Source organism: Clostridium sp. AM42-4 (assembly GCF_003480105.1).
In the GTDB taxonomy this organism is placed as follows: domain Bacteria; phylum Bacillota; class Clostridia; order Lachnospirales; family Lachnospiraceae; genus Brotaphodocola.
This window is the reverse complement of the sequence record NZ_QUIK01000002.1, coordinates 114,613-137,703: the sequence shown is the minus strand read 5'-3', so window position 1 is coordinate 137,703 and position 23,091 is coordinate 114,613. Positions and strand designations below refer to the sequence as shown.

General features: G+C 50.1%; 24 protein-coding genes. 17 read left to right on the top strand and 7 right to left on the bottom strand.

The genetic code is table 11. The annotated features are described in order from the left end of the window. Positions 1-368: 368 nt before the first annotated feature. Complete coding sequence (locus DW922_RS02010) at positions 369-698, bottom strand: cupin domain-containing protein (RefSeq protein WP_177303823.1); 330 nt, start codon at positions 696-698, stop codon at positions 369-371. Between the two features lie 396 nt (positions 699-1,094). On the opposite strand from DW922_RS02010, the gene DW922_RS02005 reads away from it, so the two are divergent. The 11 genes from DW922_RS02005 (at position 1,095) to atpC (ending at position 9,994) form a co-directional block, all read left to right on the top strand. After that, positions 1,095-2,282 carry an NADP-dependent malic enzyme gene (locus tag DW922_RS02005; protein ID WP_118725646.1) on the top strand — a complete coding sequence of 396 codons (1,188 nt, stop codon included), beginning with the start codon at positions 1,095-1,097 and terminating at the stop codon, positions 2,280-2,282. Between the two features lie 350 nt (positions 2,283-2,632). After that, a complete protein-coding gene (locus DW922_RS02000) occupies positions 2,633-2,977 on the top strand; it encodes an AtpZ/AtpI family protein (protein WP_118725731.1) in 345 nt (114 codons plus the stop codon). Next, positions 2,974-3,438: a hypothetical protein gene (locus DW922_RS01995; protein ID WP_118725645.1), complete on the top strand. Its 465-nt coding sequence runs from the start codon at positions 2,974-2,976 to the stop codon at positions 3,436-3,438. Before DW922_RS02000 ends, DW922_RS01995 begins: the two co-directional genes overlap by 4 nt. A gap of 19 nt (positions 3,439-3,457) precedes the next feature. Then, on the top strand, positions 3,458-4,159 hold the full coding sequence (atpB, locus tag DW922_RS01990) for a F0F1 ATP synthase subunit A (RefSeq protein WP_118544255.1): 702 nt from the start codon (positions 3,458-3,460) through the stop codon (positions 4,157-4,159). A 170-nt stretch (positions 4,160-4,329) separates the two neighbouring features. Beyond that, complete coding sequence (gene atpE / locus DW922_RS01985) at positions 4,330-4,590, top strand: ATP synthase F0 subunit C (RefSeq protein WP_118544256.1); 261 nt, start codon at positions 4,330-4,332, stop codon at positions 4,588-4,590. 58 nt (positions 4,591-4,648) lie between these two features. After that, positions 4,649-5,164: a F0F1 ATP synthase subunit B gene (gene atpF / locus DW922_RS01980; protein WP_118719553.1), complete on the top strand. Its 516-nt coding sequence runs from the start codon at positions 4,649-4,651 to the stop codon at positions 5,162-5,164. After that, a complete protein-coding gene (atpH, locus tag DW922_RS01975) occupies positions 5,152-5,700 on the top strand; it encodes an ATP synthase F1 subunit delta (RefSeq protein ID WP_118719551.1) in 549 nt (182 codons plus the stop codon). Before atpF ends, atpH begins: the two co-directional genes overlap by 13 nt. 21 nt (positions 5,701-5,721) lie before the next feature. Beyond that, a complete protein-coding gene (gene atpA, locus DW922_RS01970) occupies positions 5,722-7,224 on the top strand; it encodes a F0F1 ATP synthase subunit alpha (RefSeq protein ID WP_118544259.1) in 1,503 nt (500 codons plus the stop codon). A gap of 19 nt (positions 7,225-7,243) precedes the next feature. Further along, a complete protein-coding gene (gene atpG / locus DW922_RS01965) occupies positions 7,244-8,107 on the top strand; it encodes an ATP synthase F1 subunit gamma (protein ID WP_118544260.1) in 864 nt (287 codons plus the stop codon). A gap of 85 nt (positions 8,108-8,192) precedes the next feature. Next, positions 8,193-9,584 carry a F0F1 ATP synthase subunit beta gene (atpD, locus tag DW922_RS01960; protein ID WP_118544261.1) on the top strand — a complete coding sequence of 464 codons (1,392 nt, stop codon included), beginning with the start codon at positions 8,193-8,195 and terminating at the stop codon, positions 9,582-9,584. 11 nt (positions 9,585-9,595) lie between these two features. Then, positions 9,596-9,994, top strand: coding sequence for an ATP synthase F1 subunit epsilon (gene atpC / locus DW922_RS01955; RefSeq protein ID WP_118719549.1), 399 nt, complete (start codon positions 9,596-9,598; stop codon positions 9,992-9,994). 83 nt (positions 9,995-10,077) lie between these two features. On the opposite strand, the gene DW922_RS01950 is transcribed toward atpC, so the two are convergent. The 6 genes from DW922_RS01950 to DW922_RS01930 form a co-directional block, all read right to left on the bottom strand. Beyond that, positions 10,078-10,437 (bottom strand): cupin domain-containing protein, encoded by a 360-nt coding sequence (locus DW922_RS01950; RefSeq protein ID WP_118544264.1) that lies wholly within the window; start codon positions 10,435-10,437, stop codon positions 10,078-10,080. 112 nt (positions 10,438-10,549) lie between these two features. After that, the gene (locus DW922_RS01945) at positions 10,550-11,248 is read right to left on the bottom strand and encodes a response regulator transcription factor (RefSeq protein ID WP_118725644.1); all 699 of its coding nucleotides are present in this window, start codon (positions 11,246-11,248) and stop codon (positions 10,550-10,552) included. Continuing rightward, complete coding sequence (locus DW922_RS01940) at positions 11,241-13,250, bottom strand: DUF4118 domain-containing protein (RefSeq protein ID WP_182436840.1); 2,010 nt, start codon at positions 13,248-13,250, stop codon at positions 11,241-11,243. The genes DW922_RS01945 and DW922_RS01940 overlap by 8 nt, the downstream gene beginning before the upstream one ends. Before the next feature lie 69 nt (positions 13,251-13,319). Then, positions 13,320-13,493 (bottom strand): hypothetical protein, encoded by a 174-nt coding sequence (locus tag DW922_RS17415; protein WP_154106736.1) that lies wholly within the window; start codon positions 13,491-13,493, stop codon positions 13,320-13,322. A 16-nt stretch (positions 13,494-13,509) separates the two neighbouring features. Further along, entirely contained in the window at positions 13,510-14,157 is a 648-nt protein-coding gene (locus DW922_RS01935) for a TrkA family potassium uptake protein (RefSeq protein WP_118544267.1), read from the bottom strand. A gap of 19 nt (positions 14,158-14,176) precedes the next feature. Beyond that, positions 14,177-15,508: a potassium transporter TrkG gene (locus tag DW922_RS01930; RefSeq protein WP_118725730.1), complete on the bottom strand. Its 1,332-nt coding sequence runs from the start codon at positions 15,506-15,508 to the stop codon at positions 14,177-14,179. A gap of 233 nt (positions 15,509-15,741) precedes the next feature. Here DW922_RS01930 and DW922_RS01925 point away from each other — a divergent pair, with 233 nt between their 5' ends. The 6 genes from DW922_RS01925 to DW922_RS01900 all read left to right on the top strand — a co-directional run bounded on the left by DW922_RS01925 (position 15,742) and on the right by DW922_RS01900 (position 23,023). After that, a complete protein-coding gene (locus tag DW922_RS01925; RefSeq protein WP_118725643.1) occupies positions 15,742-16,857 on the top strand; it encodes a DUF3810 domain-containing protein in 1,116 nt (371 codons plus the stop codon). Positions 16,858-16,974: 117 nt separating this feature from the next. Next, the gene (gene glgB / locus DW922_RS01920) at positions 16,975-19,359 is read left to right on the top strand and encodes a 1,4-alpha-glucan branching protein GlgB (RefSeq protein ID WP_118725642.1); all 2,385 of its coding nucleotides are present in this window, start codon (positions 16,975-16,977) and stop codon (positions 19,357-19,359) included. Between the two features lie 28 nt (positions 19,360-19,387). Then, positions 19,388-20,287: a ribokinase gene (gene rbsK / locus DW922_RS01915; RefSeq protein ID WP_118725641.1), complete on the top strand. Its 900-nt coding sequence runs from the start codon at positions 19,388-19,390 to the stop codon at positions 20,285-20,287. 157 nt (positions 20,288-20,444) lie between these two features. Continuing rightward, complete coding sequence (locus DW922_RS01910) at positions 20,445-21,422, top strand: nucleoside hydrolase (protein ID WP_118725640.1); 978 nt, start codon at positions 20,445-20,447, stop codon at positions 21,420-21,422. Between the two features lie 95 nt (positions 21,423-21,517). Then, a complete protein-coding gene (locus DW922_RS01905; RefSeq protein ID WP_118725639.1) occupies positions 21,518-22,282 on the top strand; it encodes a nucleoside phosphorylase in 765 nt (254 codons plus the stop codon). A gap of 3 nt (positions 22,283-22,285) precedes the next feature. Continuing rightward, positions 22,286-23,023 carry a GntR family transcriptional regulator gene (locus tag DW922_RS01900; protein ID WP_118719537.1) on the top strand — a complete coding sequence of 246 codons (738 nt, stop codon included), beginning with the start codon at positions 22,286-22,288 and terminating at the stop codon, positions 23,021-23,023. The last annotated feature ends 68 nt before the right edge of the window (positions 23,024-23,091 follow it).

Here is a 23,091-nt window from a genome sequence, read left to right as displayed (position 1 = left end):
CCTTTTTGTTAGGTGGCCATGCGCTTGATTGCCACGTTATTGTACAAAATGATGATGTTTCTCAAATACAACTGCCTCTAAGTATACAGAGTGCCAGAGAAAAAGGCAAGCAAAAACTAAAAATTTTTTAGGTTTTCTAAAAGTTTGTCAGAAATAAAACAAAGGAAGCCGCATTCCGGGTCTTTGGACCTTTCATGCGACTCCCCTCTGGGTATCTTATAAACTTAAAACTTTTTCTCATATTATCCGGCAAGGCAGCCGCACTGCGCGGTCCTTGAAATGACCGCAGCTGAGACCAAGTATACAATAAGACCGCTTGTTTGGGCAAGTCTTGTTTTGTTTCCAGTTGAATCTTTTTTTCTCAACAACTAAAATACCACAACCAGCAGCATCTTAAACTGCTCCTGTCCATACACGGCATGCGGATGCTTTGCCGGCATAATGATGGATTCCCCTTCGTGCAGTTCATATGCCTTGCCGTCGATGGTGATGCGGCCAACGCCGTCTAAGCAGGTGACGAACGCGTCACCGCCGGATTCGTGGGTGCTGATCTCCTCGTCCTTGTCGAACGCGAAGAGGGTAACGCTTAAGGCATCGTTCTGGGCGAGGGTCTTGCTGACGACCTGGCCTTTCTGGTAGGAAACCTCATCTTTTAATGTGAGAACCTGGGACTTGTCGATATTTTTGATAAAGCTCATGATGATAAACCTCCTTGAATGTTGGATAAAATCTGCCCGTAACTGTTTTATGCTAGCAGTTACATATGATTCTATTATAAACGCAATAGCAAAGAAAATCCGTTGTCCAGGCAACAAAATGTTGAAATAGAAGCTATGGTGCAAAATTTGTTGTTTGTGCGATATATGAGCAGTGACGAAAACATTCTTTTCTGTCAGGTTGACGCCCTTTCTACTTTGTATTAGAATGAAACCAGCTGTAACGCATCAGAAAACCAGAATGGCAGATCTATCGGCACCGTTACGCGGTCAGGCGCATGCGGGACGGCAATGCCAGATTCTGACAGAAAGTTAACAGCCGTTTTGAAAAAAATGATGTGAATGTAGAAAATTTAACAAATACAGGAGGACAAACTGGTGGATAAGAAGCAGCTTGCAATTGAAAAACACAAAGAATGGAAGGGAAAAATTGAGGTCATTTCCCGTGCGAAGGTTACAACTCCGGAGGAGCTGTCCATCGCCTACACCCCGGGCGTGGCAGAGCCGTGCCTGCTGATCGCAGAGGATGAGGACAAGGCTTACGATTATACCCGTAAAGGCAATCTGGTTGCTGTCATCACAGACGGAACCGCAGTGCTGGGACTTGGCGATATCGGACCGTCTGCTGGTATGCCGGTTATGGAAGGAAAGTGCGCACTCTTTAAAACATTTGCAGATGTAGACGCATTTCCGCTGTGTGTGGATTCCAAGGATGTGGACACCATCGTCAATACCATTGCCCTGATCTCCAAGAGCTTTGGCGGCATCAACCTGGAGGATATTGCAGCTCCGCGTTGTTTTGAGATTGAGAAAAAGCTGAAAGAGCGCTGTGACATTCCGGTCTTCCACGATGACCAGCACGGTACTGCTATCGTAGTAGGTGCTGCACTTCTGAATGCAGTGAAAGTAACCGGCAAGAAGATGGGCGAGCTCCGTGTTGTCATCAATGGCGCTGGTGCTGCTGGTGTGGCAATTGGTAAGCAGCTGATTGCAATGGGCTTTGGAAATATTATCATGTGTGACATCCACGGCATTATCTGTGAGGGCGATGCAAACTTAAATTCTGGTCAGGAAGAAATCTCCCATATCAGCAACAAGAATAAAGAGCATGGAACACTTGCTGATGCCTTAAAAGGCGCTGATATCTTTGTTGGTGTGTCCAGACCGAACCTGGTAACTAGAGAAATGGTAGCTACCATGAACCACGGTATTGTATTTGCCATGGCAAACCCGGTTCCGGAGATCATGCCGGATGAGGCAAAAGCAGGCGGTGCAGCCGTAGTTGGTACCGGACGTTCTGATTATCCGAACCAGATCAACAATGTGCTGGTATTCCCGGGACTCTTCAAGGGCGTTCTTGCAGTACGTGCGAAAGACATTACCGAGAAGATGAAGATCGCGGCAGCGCATGCGATTGCTTCCGTCATTCCGGAGGAGGAACTGAATGCAGAATATGTGATTCCGTCTTCCTTTGACAAGAGAGTTGCCCTGGCAGTAGCGAATGCAGTAGCAAAGGCTGCTGTGGAAGAGGGCATCAACCGGGTTCCGTATGAAGAGATAAAGTAATGGTTTGGAACTTCATCCGTACGAAATAAAAATCACGAAAAAATGAGAATCAAAAAGATCTCATAAGTGCTATATAAGATAAGAAGAAATTTCTTCTGCAAAGAATCTGTTAAAACCGTCACATTTTCAGGGTGTGACGGTTTTTTTGGTATAAATGTGGTTTTAAGTGGCAAGTTTGACAATTTTTATCGGTTGTTTTTGTGAAAATGTTCGATAAAAAAAAGACAGAAATGTTTGCAATGTGCAAGATTCACCATTTTTTGCCGAACCAACTATTCATAATGGACAAAACCAAAAAGTTTGGTTATAATATGTAGTACATGCAAAAATGCAGAAAGAGGTGAGCGTTGGTGCATTATAAGAAAAGCGTATTCCGTAGTCTTGCCATGGTAACACAGCTTGGCCTTAGCGTACTGACTCCAATCCTCCTGTGCATTTATACAGGTTATCTGGTGGATTCCCATTTTGGGACGAAGCTCATGGTACCAATGCTGATCCTTGGGGTGTTGGCTGGCGGACGCTGTGGCTGGATTATGGCGAAGAATACTCTTTTGCAGGAGCAAAAAGAGGACGAACGTCTAAGACGTGAGCAGCAGGCCGGACAGCAGCGCAGTGGAATCAGCAAACCGAAACAGCCAAGCCGTATTACGGGTGCAGGTGCAAGGTCAGACAGCAAAGGAGGCAGATCACAATGAGATGGCTGAGTAAGTCAACAAAGCGGCTGCTTGCGGAGATGTCGGCCGGGATTATTTTTTACAATCTGGTCCTGATCGTTCTTTCGTTTTTGCTTCTTCCCAAGGTTTCCTATCCGGTTATTCCGGTAGTCCTGGGACTGATTGCAGGAGCAGCAGGAGCGATCTGCATGCTGATCCATATGGCGGTGACGACCGAGCGGGTACTCGACAGCGGAAGTGAGAACTATGCGAACAAATATACCGTTGCGCAGAGCATGCTGCGCAAGCTTGTGTTTGTGGCAGCACTTCTGATCTACTGGAAAGTGCTTAAGATCGATCTTCTGGCAGCGGTCATCGGCGCTATGGGCATGAAAGCAGGTGCATACTTGCAGCCACTGATTCACAGAATTTCCGGTGGAAAAGATCCTGAGCCTTCTGTCCAGGCAGAAAGCACGGAGCAAGACCGTCCGGGGATATCATGAGAGAAAGGAGGAACCGTGAATGGGAATGCTGATTTCCAATGAGCCTGACTTTATGATACACGGGGTATTAAAATACCAGTTGTTCGGTCAGGATTTTTGGATCACAACAACGACCATAGGCATGTGGATCATCACCGCGCTGATTTTGATTCTTGCGGTACTGGCAAACCGGACCCTCAAAAAGGCAACGGACCAGCCCGGAACGTTTCAGAATGTGCTGGAGATGGCGTACGAGGCACTGCAGGGCATGACTGCAGGAATTCTGGGAGGCAATGCAAGACGTTTCATCAACTACATCGGAACGATCTTTGTATTTATCCTCTTCTGTAACTTAAGCGGTCTGCTGGGACTGCGTGCTCCGACTGCAGATTATGGCGTTACTTTCCTGCTTGGTATGTTTACGTTCTTTATTGTAAACTACCAGGGCATCAAGAACAGGGGCGTAAGACATTTTACCAGCCTGTTTGAGCCAACACCGATCTTATTCCCGATCAACTTAATCGGTGAGATCGCGAACCCGATTTCCATTTCCCTGCGTCTGTTCGCAAACCTGCTGTCAGGCGTGATCATTATGGGATTATGGTATGGCATGATGCCGATCTTTACCAATATCGGTATTCCGGCGGCACTTCATGTTTACTGTGATGTATTCTCCGGTGCGATCCAGACATACGTATTCTGTATGCTGACCATGGTATACATCAACGACAAAATGGAATAAGCCAAGCCATGCTCAGATGGATGGACTTGTGCAGGCGCGGAATGCTTGCATTCCAAAGCCGGAACGAGGACATTCAGATGAATAGGGCGCAGCCCGGCACCGAGATGAAGCGAAGCGGAATCGAGGTGGCATGGATTGACACAATTAATTTATTTTAGGAGGACTTAACTATGAATGGTATCTCAGGACAGGACTTTATCTTTGGTTGTTCCGCAATCGGCGCTGGTCTGGCAATGATCGCCGGTATCGGACCTGGTGTAGGACAGGGTATCGCAGCTGGTCACGGTGCTGCAGCAGTAGGTCGTAACCCGGGTGCAAAATCCGATATCACTTCCACCATGCTTCTTGGTCAGGCAGTAGCAGAGACCACCGGTCTGTACGGTCTGGTTGTTGCTATCATCCTGATGTTCGTTAAGCCGTTCGGCGCATAAGAACAGAAACGTTACGGAGAGCGTAGCGAACAGTAACGAACGAAAGGAGGCGTAAGACTTGGACAGATTGATCGGATTTGATCCGCAGCTTCTGCATGACGCAGTGCTGACCGGTATCAATATCTTCATTTTATTCTTTGCATTGTCCTATCTGCTTTTCAATCCGGTGCGCGATGTGCTGGAAAAGAGAAAACAGAAGATTGCCGGAGAACTGGCTTCTGCTGCGGAAGACAAAGCTTCTGCAGAGTCCATGAAGGCGGAGTACGAGGCAAAATTAAGAGACGTGAACAAAGAAGCTGAGAGCATTCTGGAGACTGCACGGCGTAAAGCCAAAGCCCGTGAGGAGGAAATGCTCGATGAAGCCAAGGCCGAAGCAGCCAGAATCATTGAGCGGGCAAACCGCGAGGTTGAGCTGGAGAAGAAGAAAGCCCTCGATGACATGAAGCAGGAGATCGTAGACATTGCTGCTTACATGGCAGAGAAGGTGGTTGGAAACTCCATCGATGTAAAGATTCAGGATGCTTTGATTGATGAGACTTTGAAGGAAATGGGTGAACATACATGGCAAAGCTAGTTTCAAAGGTGTACGGTGATGCATTGTTTGAGACAGCCATGGAAAAAGAGATCATGGACACGCTCTACGAAGAGACCAGTGCCCTGCTCCCCATTTTACAGGACAACCCGGAACTCTTTTCCGTTCTCGGAAATCCGCAGATCGTAAAAGAAGAAAAGGTTACCTTATTACATCAGGTCTTTTCCGGAAAGATTGCGGAGGAGCTGATGGGCTTCTTGAGCATCATTGTTGAGAAAGACAGACAGAACGAGATGATCTCGATTCTGGAATATTTCATCCAGAGGGTGAAAGAATTCAAAAAGATCGGAGCTGCTTATGTGACCAGCGCAGTGGAGCTGGGCGTGGAGCAGAAGGCCGCTTTGGAAAAAAGACTGCTTGAGACCACCGGTTATGTGCAGTTTGAAATGCACTACGATGTGGATGCGTCCCTCCTCGGGGGCATGGTCATCCGCATCGGAGACCGCGTGGTGGACAGCAGTATTAAGACAAGGCTTTACGGGCTGAAGAAGGAGTTATCCGCGCTTCAGCTGGCATAATAAGCCGGAAAGGAACAGACAATGAATTTGAGACCAGAAGAAATCAGTTCGGTAATCAAAGAACAGATTGCAAAGTATTCTACCAAACTGGAAGTCTCTGACGTCGGAACCGTTATCACGGTTGCGGACGGTATCGCTCGAGTTCATGGACTGGAGAAAGCCATGCAGGGTGAGCTTCTGGAATTCCCGGGAGAAGTATACGGCATGGTCCAGAACCTGGAGGAGGACAACGTAGGTGTCGTTCTCTTAGGTGATACCAGGAACATCAGTGAGGGAGATATCGTTAAGACAACCGGACGTGTGGTTGAGGTCCCGGTAGGCGACGCCATGACCGGACGAGTTGTCAACGCACTGGGTATGCCGATCGATGGCAAAGGCCCGATCGAGACTGACAAATTCCGCCGTGTTGAGCGTGTCGCTCACGGCGTAATCGAGAGAAAATCGGTAGACACCCCGTTACAGACCGGTATCAAGGCAATCGATGCCATGATCCCGATCGGCCGTGGACAGCGTGAGCTGATCATCGGTGACCGTCAGACCGGTAAGACCGCAATTGCGATCGATACCATCATCAACCAGAAAGGTCAGGGCGTTCACTGTATCTACGTGGCAATCGGCCAGAAGGCATCTACCGTTGCCAACATTGTAAGAACCTTAGAGGAGTTCGGCGCTATGGACTACACCACTATCGTAGTTTCCACAGCATCCGACTTAGCTCCATTACAGTACATCGCACCATATTCCGGATGTGCGATCGGTGAGGAGTGGATGGAAAACGGAGAGGACGTACTGGTTGTCTACGATGACTTAACCAAGCACGCTGCCGCTTACCGTACCCTGTCCCTTCTTCTGAAGAGACCGCCGGGACGTGAGGCTTATCCGGGCGACGTATTCTATCTGCACTCCAGACTGCTGGAGCGCGCATCCCGTCTTTCTGACGATTTAGGTGGCGGTTCCTTAACCGCACTGCCGATCATCGAGACCCAGGCGGGCGATGTATCCGCATACATTCCGACCAACGTAATTTCCATTACCGATGGTCAGATTTACCTTGAGACTGAGATGTTCAACTCCGGTTTCCGTCCGGCAATCAACGCTGGTCTGTCCGTATCCCGTGTAGGCGGCGCGGCACAGATCAAGGCAATCAAGAAGATTGCAGCGCCGATCCGTGTGGAACTGGCACAGTACCGTGAGCTGGCAAGCTTCGCGCAGTTCGGTTCCGAGCTGGATGCCGCAACCACCGAGCAGCTGGCACAGGGCGAGCGCATCCGTGAAGTCTTAAAACAGCCTCAGTACCAGCCAATGCCGGTTGAGTACCAGGTAATCATCATTTACGCAGCAACCAGAAAACATCTTCTTGATATTCCGGTTGCAGATGTGCTGGCATTCGAGAAAGATTTATTTAAGTATATTGACAGCAAGTACCCGGAGATCCCGGCAGCAATCCGCGACACCAAGGTGTTGTCTGAGGAGACCGAGGCTCTGCTTGTAAAAGCGATCAAAGAGTGCAAAGAGCAGCGCTAGATAAGGCAGGTGAACGATCATGGCATCGATGAGAGATATTAAACGCAGAAAAGCAAGTATCCAGAGCACCGGCCAGATTACCAAAGCCATGAAGCTGGTTTCTACAGTCAAGCTGCAGAAATCCAGACAGAAAGCAGAAGGCTCCAAGCCTTATTTCGACTTGATGTATGAGACGATCTCTTCCATGCTGAAAAAGTCAGGAACCATCGACCACAAATACCTGCGGGCAGGCAATACGGATGGAAAGGCGGTCATTGCGATCACTTCCAACCGCGGCCTTGCCGGCGGCTACAATAACAACATTGTCAAGCTCATCGCAGGAAATGAGGCGCTGACCCCGGAGAAGACCCGGGTCTACGCCATTGGCCGTAAGGGCCGTGACGGACTGGCAAAGAAAGGCTACGAGATCACTGCGGACTACTCCGAGGTGATCGACGAGCCGGCTTACCAGGATGCGGCAGATCTCACAAAAGAACTGCTGGCAGCATTCGGACGCGGAGAGGTCGGAGAGATCTATCTTGCATATACTTCGTTTAAGAACACCGTAGTTCATATTCCGAAGCTCATCAAGCTCCTTCCGTTTACCATGGAAGAAAGCGGCGAAGCAGAGGCTCCGAAAGCGGAAGCACTCATGAACTACGAGCCGAGCGAAGAAGAAGTGCTCGATATGATCATCCCGAAATATATGAGCAGTCTGATCTTTGGTGCGCTGCAGGAGGCAGTTGCCAGTGAAAATGGCGCGCGTATGACCGCCATGGATTCGGCAACCAACAATGCAGAAGAGATGCTGGGCAAGTTAGAGCTGCAGTACAACCGTGCGCGTCAGGGTTCCATTACCCAGGAGCTTACGGAGATCATTGCAGGTGCAAATGCGATCAATTAATCTGTTTTGACAGAGCCTGATGCCCTGCCAAAACGATAGCGCTCCCAGGGAGTGCATTCGAGAAAGAAATAAAAGGAGAAGCAAGATGGCAGAACAAAATACTGGTAAGATCACGCAGATCATCGGTGCGGTCATGGATATCAAGTTCTCCCAGGGCAAGATTCCGGAAATCAACGAGGCAATCAAGGTACCGCTTGAGGATGGCGGCACCCTGACCGTCGAGGTTGCACAGGATCTTGGTGACGATACCGTAAGATGTATCGCAATGGGAACCACCGATGGTCTGAGACGTGGTATGGACGCCATTGCAACCGGCGCACCGATTTCCGTACCGGTTGGTGAGAATACGCTGGGCCGTATTTTCAACGTACTGGGCGAGCCGATCGACAATAAAGAAAAGCCACAGGTGGAAGAGTACCTTCCGATCCACAGAAAAGCTCCTACCTTTGAGGAACAGTCCACCCAGACTGAGATCCTTGAGACCGGTATCAAAGTCGTAGACCTGCTCTGCCCTTATCAGAAGGGTGGTAAGATCGGTCTGTTCGGCGGTGCTGGTGTAGGTAAGACCGTCCTGATCCAGGAGCTGATTCGTAACATCGCTACCGAGCACGGCGGATATTCCGTATTCACCGGTGTAGGTGAGCGTACCCGTGAGGGTAATGACCTTTACTACGAGATGACCGAGTCTGGCGTTATCAATAAGACCACCATGGTATTCGGTCAGATGAACGAGCCGCCGGGAGCACGTATGAGAGTCGGCCTGACTGGTCTGACCATGGCAGAGTACTTCCGTGACAAAGGTGGTAAGGATGTCCTGTTGTTCATCGACAACATCTTCCGTTTCACCCAGGCAGGTTCCGAGGTATCTGCACTGCTTGGACGTATGCCGTCCGCAGTAGGTTACCAGCCGACCCTGCAGACCGAGATGGGTGCTCTGCAGGAGCGTATCACCTCCACCAAGAACGGTTCCATTACTTCCGTACAGGCAGTTTACGTGCCGGCCGATGACTTAACTGACCCGGCTCCGGCAAACACCTTCGCACATCTGGATGCAACCACGGTATTAAGCCGTGCCATCGTAGAGCAGGGTATTTACCCGGCAGTAGACCCGCTGGAGTCCACCTCCCGTATCCTCGACCCGCGTGTCGTTGGTGAGGAGCACTACAAGGTAGCCCGCGGCGTGCAGGAGGTTCTGCAGAAGTACAAAGAGCTGCAGGATATCATCGCCATGTTAGGTATGGATGAGCTTTCCGAGGAAGATAAGCTGACCGTATCCCGTGCACGTAAGATCCAGAGATTCTTATCCCAGCCGTTCTTCGTAGCAGGACAGTTCACCGGTCTGGAAGGCCGTTACGTTCCGTTAAGCGAGACCATTCAGGGCTTCAAGGAAATCCTGGAAGGCAAGCATGACGACATTCCGGAGCAGTATTTCCTGAATGCAGGTAATATCGATGACGTTCTTGCCCGCGTGAAATAGGGGGTATGTCTATGGCTGATGGAATGAAATTAAAGGTTGTCACCCCGACCGGCGGGTTCTACGACGGAGATGTCTCCATGGTAGAGCTGACCACCACCGAGGGTGAGATCGGTATTTACCCGGACCACATTCCGCTGACTGCTGTTGTTGCGCCAGGCGTCCTCAAGATCCATGAGAACGGCGGCGAGAAGGAAGCAGCACTCATGTCCGGATTCATCACCATTCTGCCGGAGCAGGTAACGATCATGGCAGAGGTAGTGGAGTGGCCGGATGAGATCGACTATCACCGTGCAGAAGAGGCACGTTCCCGTGCGGAGCGCCGTCTTTCCTCCGGTCAGGCTGATCTTGATGTAGTGCGCGCAGAAGCAGCGCTCAAGCGTGCGCTGGTGCGTTTGAATTTGAGACATTAAACAAAATAGAGCAATAAAAACGGAGCATTCGCAAATGATCTTAGCGAATGCTCCGTTTTTGCTGTTAATTTGTATAAGAATCTTTATTCGTACAAAAATCCCGGCTCATTATAAATAAGTGCCATGAATTCCACATCTTCGCTGGAGTTGTTCTCCAGGCTGTGGAATTGTCCGACCTCGATGATGCAGCAGTCGCCAGGGCCAACTTTGGTGACAGACTTGTCGTTGTCGATGAAGTCAGCCTGTCCCTTTAAAATGTAATACGGCTCGGTGTCATGGACGTGCTGGTGCCAACCTACGCTTGCGCCCGGAGGAAGTACCACCTTAGCGTACATTCTTCCGTGACCTAAAAATTCTTCTTTGGAAATGATGTGATGCACATATGCGGTACCTTTGCCTCCGCCCAGATGTTCAACCGCAACAGTATTTTCTTTGCGAACCATAATTTCAGCCTCCTTAGTCTGTAATATCGTGACTGTTCCATGTTTCCACGGTCACGTGTTATCAAAAGTATATCCCAAATTGAAACAAAATGAAATATAAAATTATGGAAGATTACAATCTCAGCATCCGGTATCCGACTCCGATATGGGTCTGGATCTGCTGGGGCGCGCCCGGAGCGGATTCTAGCTTTTTGCGGAGCGTTGCCATAAAGACCCGGAGAGAGGCTACATCGCTTTTAAAATTGCTCCCCCATACATGCTCGGTGATATAGGTGTGGGTCAGGACCTTTCCCACGTTGCGGGCCATCAGGCACAGAAGCTTGTACTCGGTAGGGGTCAGAGGCAGCGGCTCCTCGTTTAAGCAGGCGCATCCGGCAGAAAAATCAATCTTCAGAGGGCCGTTGACAAACACGGAATCCTGGGCGGACATGGTTTCCTGCATGAAGCTTAAGCGGCGCTGGGTCACGCGCAGGCGGGCCAGAAGCTCATCAACGGAAAAGGGCTTGGTCAGGTAATCATCGGCACCATTGTCCAGAGCTTCAATTTTGTCGGTATCCTCGCTGCGGGCGCTGATGACGATAATGGGGGTCATGCTCCAGGTGCGGATCTGCCGGATGATGTCGATGCCGTCAATATCCGGAAGTCCAAGATCCAGCAGAATGATATCCGGATTGTGGGAGGATGTCTCGATCAGCGCGGTTTCTCCGTTTGCTGCGGTCAGAAAGCGGTAATCGTGCAGCTTTAAGGTGGTAGTGATCAGGTTGCGGACGGGCGCATCGTCCTCCACAACCAGAATCAGCGGTTTATTCATGGATAGTTACCTCCTCGCAGGGTAATGTAAAGGTAAAGACACAGCCGGAGGGCGTATTGTCAGATACGGAAATTTCTCCGCCGTGGGCCCGGATAATGGAGCGGCATAAGCAGAGTCCGAGACCAAGGCTTCGGCGGCTGTCCGCGATGCGGTTTGCGCCGGTATAACACATATCAAAGACAAAAGGCTTTGCTTCATCCGGAATGCCCGGACCATCATCCGTGACCCGGATCCGCACCTTTGATGCCAGCCTGTCGGTCAGGATCTGGATCCGGCTGCCCTTTTGTGTGTATTTGATGGCATTGTCCACAAGGTTGATGATGACCTGCACAATGAGCCGGGCATCCATGCGGGCAAGCAGAAAATCATCCGTGCTTTCTGCTGTAATGCTATGTTCAACGCTTTGACGGCTGACATGACGGAGCGCTTCGGAAATGACCTCGCTGACCAGTTCGGTTTCCATGCGCAGGTTCATGCGGCCGTCTTCAATGCGGGTGACAGCCAGCAGATTTTCTACCAGATTGATCAGCCACATGGAATCGTCGTAGATGTCCGCGTAGATCTGCAGCCGGGTGGCTTCGTCGATGGCGGAATGGTTGGAGAGCAGGTTACTGGCATTGCCGGATATGGCAGTCAGCGGGGTGCGCAGATCATGGGAGATGGTACGCAGCAGATTGGCCCGGAACCGTTCCTTTTCCATCAGAAGAGCTGCCTGCTCTTTTTCCCGGATATTCTGGCGGTTTTCCATGGCCAGGGCGCCTTCTCCCAGTATGGAAACCAGAACGCTGTATTCAAAGGAATCCATGGGATGCTCTCCGGCTTCCATGCCGGCAACTCCATAGACAGCATCCTGTACCCGGATGGCCAGATAATGGCACAGAGCATCCGGAAAAGTGTCGGTATAGGCACCGGCCCGTTTGTTGTGAGCCAGAACCCACAGGGCAACCTCCCGTTCCCGGGGGCAGGTCAGAAATTCAGATTTTTCTGTGGAAGCAGGATCCGGGGAGAGGATGGGTGTTCCTAATGTCCCATGTTGAACCGGGTAAATGATGATGTGTTTCCCGAGTAATTTTTGGATCTGGGAAATCAGGGTATTCAGGATTGCTTTGTCGGTTTCTGCCTTTTGCAGAAGCTGGTTGGTGTCAAACAGGACCTTGGTGCGGTAGGCCAGCTTGGCGGACTGGCGGGCGTGATCCTTCAGACGGGTGGTCAGGGCACTGCTTAACAGGGCCACGGCAAACATCACAATAAAGGTGACCGGATATTCCTTTCCGTACACATGAAAGGTGAAGCGAGGAGTGGTAAAAAAATAGTTAAAAACAATAACGCTGCAGGCAGAAGCCAGCAGACTGCAGCTCCATCCGGTCGTGGCGATGGAGGCCAGCAGGACTCCGAGGATATAAAGCGTGATGATGTTTGCCTCTGACAGTCCGGCCCGGTAGAAGAAGAGACCAGTCAGTGTCACGGAAATCAGAATGCAAACGGTGCGCAGCAGATCTGTTGCCTGAATATTCCAGACTGCATTCCGGAGATGCCCTCTGGGGTGGTAGCTGCTGTGAGCGGAGGCAGCATCCGGAATAATGTAGATATCCAGATTCGGCGCGATTTCTGTCAGCTTTTCTGTCAGGGACGGCTTGCTCCAGATATGCCGCCGCCGGATATTGCTGCGCCCAAGGACAATTTTTGTAATATTGTTGAGGCGCGAAAATTCCGCGATCTGGTAGGAAACATCGTCACCGTATACGGTTTCGATGGAGGCTCCAAGCTGCTCGGCCAGACGCATGTGTTCTTTCAGACGATTCTGATCTTCTTTGGACATGGCAGAATGATCCGGTGTCTGGACATAGAGCGCAGTCAGGGTGCCATGAAAAGCCTCAGACATACGGGCACCCGTCTGCACGATCCTCAGGTTTGATGGTGCAGAAGAAAGACAGACGAGGATATGCTCCCTGGTCTGCCTTTCGGAATGATATGTTTCAGAAAAATTGTTATCCTGTATCATAATGCTGGATCCTTCCATATTCGGGCATGGTTTTTCTGATTTCCATCATAAAACGGATTCTTTTGCAAATCAATCTAAAGAATCATTTTCTTCCGGCATTTTCCGGTCAGGATCCGGCCGCTGCTGTTCCATGCGCAGATTCCCTTTGCGCAGCCGGTCCAGAATCTGGTCAATCCGGCTCATAAGCAGATAGATGAAGGTAAAAAACAGGATGAGAAAGAGAATCAGAATCAGATTTCCCATAAGATCACCTCCGAAATCAGATCCGGAAACATTTCTGCAGATCGTGGTAGCGGCCAAGGACCAGGATGGAGTCTCCTGCGCAAAAACTGGTCTGCGGCGTAACCGAATACTCAATTTTGCCATTATGGCGCACTCCGATGATGTTGATGCCATACTGCTTTCGGATGTCGATCTGCGAGACACTCATGCCGATCCACTGGTCAGGAAGATCGACTTCAAACAGATCATGATCTCCGTCAAGATCAACAAAATCCCGGATGTGGTCAGAGCTGCAGCGAATGGCGGTCCACTTGGCCAGCTGTTTTTCTGGGTAGACGACTTCATCCGCGCCGTTGCGCAGCAGGAACTTGGCATGGACATCTCTGGCAGCCCGGGAGACAACCAGTCTGGCACCCAGCTCTTTTAAGAGCGATGTGGTTTCCAGAGAACTTTGAAAGTCAGTTCCGATAGCAACAATGCAGACATCGAAATTGCGTACGCCCAGGGAAGAAAGAAAATCCTCCGAGGTGCTGTCACCAATCTGAGCGCTGGTCAGGAAAGAAAGTGCTTCGTTGACACGCACCTCATTATGATCGACTGCCATCACCTGGTGCCCCAGGGAATGCAGCTCCATGGCAATATGTTTTCCAAAACGGCCGAGGCCAATCAGTAAAATTGATTTCATGATCTTGCTCCTTTACGTGTTATCCCACAGTGATTTTTTCCAATGGATATTTACCAAGCCGGATCCGGTGTCCGGACAATGCGGCGTAGATTAAAGTCAGTCCTCCGACTCTTCCCAGATACATCAGGATGATCAGGATGATCCGGGAGATACTCCCGAGCCCGGGAGTAATGCCGAAGCTGAGTCCGACCGTGCCTACCGCTGAGGCCGTTTCAAACATACATGCCATCATGGGAAGCTCCTCTATGCGGCTGATGAGAAATGCGCCGGTCAGACAGAGACTGAGATACATCATCAGGATGGAGGCAGCATTTGCTACAGTTTCCGTGGCAATCCGGCGCTTAAACAGCTCCGGGGTTTCGTTCCGCCGAAAGACCGATACGGCAGTGGCGGTAAGAACTGCGAGGGTAGTGGTTTTCATGCCTCCTGCTGTAGAACCGGGGCTTCCGCCGATGAGCATCAGAATGATGGTCAGCATCTGGCCGGATGCGCTGAGCTGGCTGAAGTCTGCCGTATTGAAACCGGCTGTTCGCGGAGTAACCGACTGAAACAGGGATAAAAGAAGCCTTATTCCAAAGCTTCCCTGCCGGAATTCTCCGAAATAGAAATAGAGGGCAGGAAACAGGATCAGGATGGCTGTGGTGGTTAAAATGACCTTGCTCTGCATGCGGTACCGGCTGAAATGAAGCTGATTGCTGCGAATATCTTCCCAGGTCAGAAAGCCGATGCCGCCGATGATGATAAGTGCCATGATGACCAGGTTGACCAGTGGGTTTGCGGCATAAAGTGTGAGGGAAGAAAAGGGAATGCGGATTCCCATCAGGTCGATCCCTGCGTTGCAGAAGGCGGAAATGGAATGGAACATGGCCATCCAGAGTCCGCGGATGAGGCCAAAATCTCTGCAAAATACAGGGGCCAGCAGAGCGGCACCGGACAGCTCGATCAGGAGCGTAGCCCGGATGATAAAGCCGGTCAGGCGCACAATGCCGCTCATCTTTGGTGCGGCCACGGCTTCCTGCATGGTACTGCGCTGCATCAGACCGATCTTGCGTCCAGAAACAATGGTGACTGCCGCAGCGACAGTTACGACTCCCATGCCGCCAATCTGGATCAGCACCAGGATCACAGCCTGACCGAAAACGGACCAGTAGGTACCGGTATCCACCACGATTAGTCCCGTCACGCAGACAGAGGTGGTGGAGGTGAATAATGCACTTAAAAACGGAGTAACGCAGTGGGTGGCGGAGGAAACCGGCAGCATTAAAAGAAGTGCGCCGGCCAGAATGACTCCGGCAAATCCCAGGACAATGATCTGAAAAGAATTTAATGGTTTTATGGAAAATGGTTTCATGGATACAGCTCCAATCTTCTGTCGGGCAGTGATACCGTTGTTTTTGTTAGTTCCATTATAGAAAAAAAGAGTTAAAGAGGGCACAAAGGTATTTTGCCCGGTATTAAGATGGTACAAAGATTCTGGCTCCTGCTTTTTGTATTGTATGGAAAACAGTGAAAATATATAGTAAACTATAGTTAAAACATGCTGTTATTGGACAATATTTGGGGTACACATTTCAGGAGAGATTCATGAAAAAAAATAAGCGATATGACAGTCAATATTTTGTGGCAGCAGGAATCTCCCTGCTGCTTCTGACAGCAGTATTTCAGCTTTCTGCCCGGACACTTCCGGGCTTTGGCACCTGGTATGCCCACCATATTTACCCGTGGATCGTGGAAGGTGTGGGGCGATTGACGGGGCTGCTGCCATTTTCTGTAGCGGAGATGGGGCTGTATGGTCTGCTGTGCCTGCTGTTTCTGGATGTAGTGCGTCTGTCTGCGGTGCTAATCCGACCGGAAACTGCAAAAATTCTGACAGTCATTGGCAGGCGGTGGCTTTTGATCGTCGGTACGCTGCTGTTTTTATACACCGTTAACTGCGGCATCAATTACTATGCCTCCTCTTTTTCTTCTTATGCCGGTCTGGAGGATGGCACTTACACTGAGGAAGAGCTGGAGGCCCTGTGCAGTGATCTGGTGGAGCTGGTCAATGAATCTGCAAAATCCGGCCGGCAGTTTTATCGGGAGAACCGCAGTGCCTGGCGGTCAGAAGCGGTAACAGCCATGCAGGCGGCAGGAGAACAATTCTCCTGTCTGGGAGGATTTTATCCAAAACCAAAGGAGGTTTTGGTATCCCAGATCCTTTCCGTGCAGCAGCTGTGTGGCGTTTACTCTCCGTTTACGGTGGAAGCGAACTATAACGGGGACATGCCAGATTACAACGTGCCCCATACCCTTTGCCATGAGTTATCCCATCTGAAGGGCTTTATGCGGGAGGATGAGGCGAATTTTATCGGGTATCTGGCCTGTATTTCATCAGAAAATGAAGCGTTCCGCTATAGCGGTTACCTGACCGGCTGGGTTTATGCGGGAAATGCCCTGGCCTGGGCAGACAGGAAGCGCTACATAGAACTGACGAAACAGCTCTGCGGGGAAGCAAGGCAGGACCTGGATGAAAATTCGGATTTCTGGAACCGGTATGAAAGCAGGGTATCGGAGGCGGCAACCCGGATGAATGACACTTATCTGAAAATGAACTCCCAGGCCGACGGCGTGAAAAGCTACGGAAGGATGGTGGACCTGATGTTATCCTACCGAAGAATACAGCAGCGATTTCTTAACGAAAACTTGATAAATTTAGATTAAACCAGTGGAAAACGCGAGAAAAATCGGCTATAATAAATTTCAGAATTAATGATCGGAAAATTTGAAAAGTCGCAATTTTTGTCGAATTTCCGACTCTATATTTTGGGAGGGCTATCAATGGATCAGGTATTATATGATTTAATGGACTGGGCTGGAATTGAGGAAATCGTGTATTCCGAGGCGGCAAATCCGGAACGCCTTCTGGGAGCGCATGAGGTGGAAGAGGGACTGCTGATCCAGGTGTTCATGCCGCACGCAGTAGCTGTGGCAGCGAAGGTTGGAAATAAGAGCTATCCTATGGAACTGCAGGACGAGGCCGGATATTATGCGGTGCTCCTGCATGGGAAGAAGATGAGCAAATATCTCCTGGAGATTACTTACGATAACGGGACAACGGAGGAATTGCAGGATCCATACGCATTCCCGTCTCAGTTTACAGACGCAGAACTGAAAAAGTTTGACGCAGGAATCTATTATGATGTATATCGCAAAATGGGTGCGCATCCGATGACCATTGACGGCGTAAACGGTGTTTATTTTGCCGTATGGGCACCGTGTGCCATGCGTGTCAGTGTGGTCGGTGATTTTAATATGTGGGACGGCCGCCGCCATCAGATGAAACGTCTTGGGGATTCTGGGGTCTTTGAACTGTTTATGCCGGGGCTGAAGGCCGGAACACTTTACAAATATGAGATCAAGAACCATCGCGGGGAACCGATGCTGAAATCAGATCCGTACGGAAACTACTCAGAGCTGCGTCCGGACAATGCCTCCATCGTCTGGGACCTGGAGCAGTTCACCTGGAGTGATGAGGTCTGGATGAAGAACCGGGAGCTGGAGGCGGCCAAGGACAAGCCGCTTTCCATCTATGAACTGCATCTGGGCTCCTGGATGCGCCATGAATTAAAACTGGACGAAGACGGGGAGCCGGTAACCGGTTCGGAGTTTTACAACTACCGGGAGATCGCGCCGAAGCTGGCAGAGTATGTGAAAAAGCTGGGCTATACCCATGTGGAGCTGATGCCGGTGATGGAGCATCCGTTAGACGAATCCTGGGGCTATCAGGTAACCGGCTACTATGCGCCGACAAGCAGGTATGGCACGCCGGATGATTTTATGTATTTCATGAATTACATGCATGAACAGGGTATCGGCGTGATCCTGGACTGGGTACCGGCTCATTTTCCGCGTGACGCCCACGGTCTGGCATGCTTCGATGGAAGCTGTGTTTACGAGCATCAGGACCCGAGGCAGGGTGCGCATCCGCACTGGGGTACCCTGATCTATAATTACGGACGGCCGCAGGTTACAAACTTCCTGATCGCAAATGCATTGTTCTGGGCAAAGCAGTACCACGCAGACGGTATCCGTATGGATGCAGTGGCGTCCATGCTGTATCTGGATTACGGCAAGAACGATGGCGAGTGGGTGGCCAATATCTACGGCGGCCATGAGAATCTGGAGGCCGTGGATTTTCTGAAGCATTTAAACAGTATCTTCAAAAAGGAGATCAGGGGCGGTCTTCTGATCGCGGAGGAATCTACCGCATGGCCGCAGATCACCGGTTCCGTGAAAGAGAATGGTCTGGGCTTTGACTATAAGTGGAACATGGGCTGGATGAATGATTTTACCGGTTACATGCAGTGCGATCCTTATTTCCGCAACCAGCATTACGGCGAGCTGACTTTCAGCATGCTCTATGCCTACAGTGAGGACTTTGTGCTGGTATTCTCCCACGATGAGGTGGTGCATGGTAAGTCTTCCATGCTCTTAAAGATGCCGGGTGAGACGTATGAGGAAAAGGCAGCGAACCTGCGAACCGCATACGGTTTTATGTACGGACACCCGGGCAAGAAGCTGTTGTTCATGGGACAGGAATTTGCGCAGATCTCCGAATGGAATGAGAATGAGGAACTTCCGTGGAACATTCTGGAATATCCGCTGCACAAGAACATGCAGGACTACGTGAAAGCGTTGAACGAATTCTACCGCAGCCATCCGGCTATGTACCAGAAAGACTTTGAACCGGAGGGCTTTGAATGGATCAACTGTACCTCTGCGGCAGACAATATCGTCGTATTTACCAGAAAGACCGATAAGCCGGAGGAAACCTTGCTCTTTGTCTGCAACTTTGCACCGGTTGTCCATGAAAAATATCAGATCGGACTTCCGTTTGCCGGAAGATACAAAGAAATCTTCAACAGCGATGCGAAGAAGTTTGGCGGAAGCGGTGTGGGCAATTCCCGCGTCAAGGCAGCAAAGAAGGAAGCGTTCGATGGACGGGATTACTTCATGCTGGTCGATGTACCGCCTATGGCAATGATCGTATTCTCCTGCGAACCGGCAGCACCGAAGAAGCCGGCAGCACCGAAGAAAGCGGCAGCGAAAAAAACTGTAGAGCCGAAAAAAGCTGGAACGAAGACTGCGGAGAAGAAAGCAGCGACTGCTAAGACCGCTGGCACGAAGAAGTCTGCAGCAGCAAAGAAAGCAGCAGAAAAATAGCAGAACCGAGGAAAGCAGAGGAAGATACATGAAGAAAATCGTAGTGGTCGGAAGCATTAACATGGATTATGTGACCCATGTGCAAAAGCAGCCGGGAGTCGGAGAAACGGTTTCCGGCCAGGGGCTGGATTTAAAACCGGGCGGAAAGGGTGCCAACCAGGCTTATGCAGCCGCATATCTGGGCGGGGATGTCACCATGCTCGGCGCAATTGGCGATGATGCAGCAGGGCGTATGAGCCTGGAAAGTTTAAAACATGCCGGTGTTAACACGGAGTACATCCGGACTGTAAAAGGAGTCAGCACCGGAACTGCGCTGATTGCGGTAAATGCAGAAGGTGACAATAGCATTATTGTGATTCCGGGAGCCAATGAATTGGTGGATCGTGCCTACGTGGATTCCGTGAAGCATGTGATCGAGGCAAGTGACATTGTGATCCTGCAGCTTGAGATTCCGTTTGAGACGGTTTGTTATGTGGCAGAAATGGCAAAGAAAGCGGGAAAGACCGTCATTCTGGATCCGGCTCCGGCGAGAGAACTTCCGAAAGAGCTGATCTGCGGACTTACCATTGTAAAACCGAACCAGACCGAGATCATGAAGGTACTTGGCCGTGAGGGAGAAACCTGCCAGCCGGAGCGCGAGCTTCATACGCTTAAGGAGATGGGCGTTGCGCATCCGATTATTACACTTGGCTCTGACGGATGCTGCACGCTGGATGAGAGTGGAAACCTGGAACGTGTTCCTGCCGTGAAGGCAAAAGCGGTGGATACAACCGGTGCGGGGGATTGCTTTACCGGTGCTATGGCGTGCAGCCTCGCAGAGGGCAATTCCCTGGAAAAAGCGCTGGAATTTGCAGCAAAAGCGAGTGCGATTGCGGTAACGCGTGCCGGAGCGCAGCCATCTTTCCCGGCAAGAAAAGAAATTTTGTAAGCCCATCAAAAAATAATATTGGGCAATTTCCATGATAATTTTGGCAAGTAATTGTAAAAGCTGTCATAAATTACAATAAAACATGGCTATCGTGTTGACAAACATGGTAGCCATGTTTTATTATAAGCATACAAGATAAAAAGGAGCGGATTTATAAATGAAAAATATTATAATCGATGCGGACACCGGAGTGGATGATTCCCTGGCAATCCTTTATGCACTGCGTTCTCCAAACTTCCATGTGGAGGGAATTACCACCTGTTTTGGCAATAACAATGCAGAGCAGTCAGCGGACAACAGTCTCCGCCTGATCAAACTTTCCAATTGTGGTTATGAAGTGCCGGTTGCAGTTGGGGCAAATGAATCCTTAGAGGGCGTGTTTGAATCCGCTCCGGCATTCATTCATGGTGACAACGGCATTGGCAATGTGATTTTGCCAGAGAGCAGCCAGAAACCGTTAGACGAAAAAGCGGAGGACTTTATCATCCGCAAGGCGAATGAGTTAAACGGAGAGCTGATCATCATCACGACTGGCCGGATGACCAACCTGGCTAAGGCATATCTGAAAGATCCGGAACTGCCGAAAAAAGTGAAAAAAGTAGTGTCCATGGGCGGCTGCATCGATGTTCCAGGCAACATCAATAACTATGCAGAGGCCAACATCCACGGAGATGCCAAGGCAGCGGATGTTGTGTTTGGAGCAGGGTTTCATCTGACACTGGTAGGTCTGGACGTAACTATGAAAACGTTCATTACAGACCGGGATGTCAGAAACCTCTGCGAATACGCTTCTGAGGAGTGCAAGCCAATTGCAGAATATATCCGCGAAGTATTAAAGTTCTACTTTGAGTTCCACCGGGTATCTATGGGTATGGCAAATGCCTGCGTAGTGCATGACCCGCTGGCTATGCTGATCGCGGAAGATCCGAGCCTTGGCATTTATAAGATGATCCGGGCAAGTGTGGAATATGAACATGAACCATTCAAGGGCATGATTAAGAAAGATATGGGCTTTGTCCCAAATCTGGACCGGGAAGAAATTGCAGCCTGCATCAGTGTCAATTCAGAAGTGGCAGTCAGAAGACTGTTTGCTGTTTTTCAGGATATGACACCGGGAAGATATAACTGGAAATAAAGACGGACGGTTCTCGTTTCGGTCAGAAGTGAAACCGGAAATATCAAAGAAAAAAGAACCATAAAGAAAATCATCACAAAAAAGGAGAAGTCGTTATGGGAAAGAAAATGATGCATATTGGACTGGAACCAGGGGAAGTCGGCCGTTATGTATTCCTTCCGGGAAGTCCGGAGCGCACCGAAAAGATTGCAGCATACTTCGATCATCCGAAGGAAATCGCCTACAACCGGGAGTTCCGTACATTTGTCGGGGAACTGGACGGGGTGAAGGTAGCGGTTACCAGTACTGGAATCGGCGGACCGTCCGCAGCAATTGCAGTAGAGGAGCTCTACCAGTGCGGTGCGGACACCATGCTCCGCGTCGGAACCTGCGCATCCACGTCGAAAAAGGTATCACTTGGTGATGTTGTGATCCCAAACGGAGCGGTAAAGATGGAAGGCGTCAGCGCCCATTATCTTCCGGTAGAATTTCCGGCAGTGCCGGACTTCCAGGTTGTAAAAGCCATCGAGCAGGCGGCACAGAAACTGGAATTGCCATACAACATCGGAGTGACCATTACCAAGGCATCATTTTACACCCAGACTACACCGGAAACCAAACCGGTGGGACCGGAACTGATCTATAAATGGGAGGCTTATGAAAAAGGCGGTGCAACCTCCACCAGCATGGAGTGTTCAGTCCTCTTTTCCGTAGGCGCATCTCTTGGCATCCGTACCGGCTGTGTTATGGCGAGTGCAACCAGCTATAAGGATTATTCGGCAAACGGCAGAAAGACCGATATCGATATCGAAGACAGAGCAATCCGCACAGCGATTGAAGCTATGAGAACGCTGATCGCAGAGGATAAGGAGAATGCCTGATTTATGAATGACTGTGCAAGTCTGCCAAAGCTGAAAGAACTGAATATTCCATATTACGTTCAGATTTACGATATCATATATGAAAGGATCAGCAGCGGGGCTTTAAAGGAAGGCGATACGATTCCGGGTGAAAATGCGCTGGCAGCATACTGGAATGTAAGCCGCAGTACGATCCGCCTGGCAGTGCGCAAGCTGGAGGAGGATGGTCTGATCTACAAGATGCAGGGAAAAAAGACGACGGTGACGGGGCAGATGGAACGCAGCCGTACCGGCATTTCCCAGATCGTAAATCCGTGTCTGACCGGATGCCAGCAGCCGGTTACAAGAACCGAATCCATAATTTCCTTTCAGAATGGAGGAAAACTGGTAAGTGATCTTCTGGGTCTGGAGCGGGGATCTTTCATTGCACTTGCCGTGGATACGAAATATTTTGTGAAGGAAGTGCATGTTGCATCTTCGGTAACGGTAATCCCGGTGCTGGAGGTAGAAAAAACAGGCATTTCCGTAGATGACCAGAAAGAAATTGAAGATTTTGTATTGAATCAGATTTACCGGAAAGCAGAGCGCTCGGAACTTTCCATGAGCGCCATGGAGTGGACGGAAGAAGAAACCGACAAGCCGAAGACATCGATCCTGATCGTGATGGACGATGTACTGTCGGAGGGCGATCATGCGGTTTCCTACCACAAATACTGGATGGATGGGAACTGGTACCGTTTTTCCATGGAACGAAGAAGATAAGATTTGTGTGTGTGAATCGGGTAAAGAGTTACACAGACAGGAAGAATGAGAATAACGATCATAAAGAA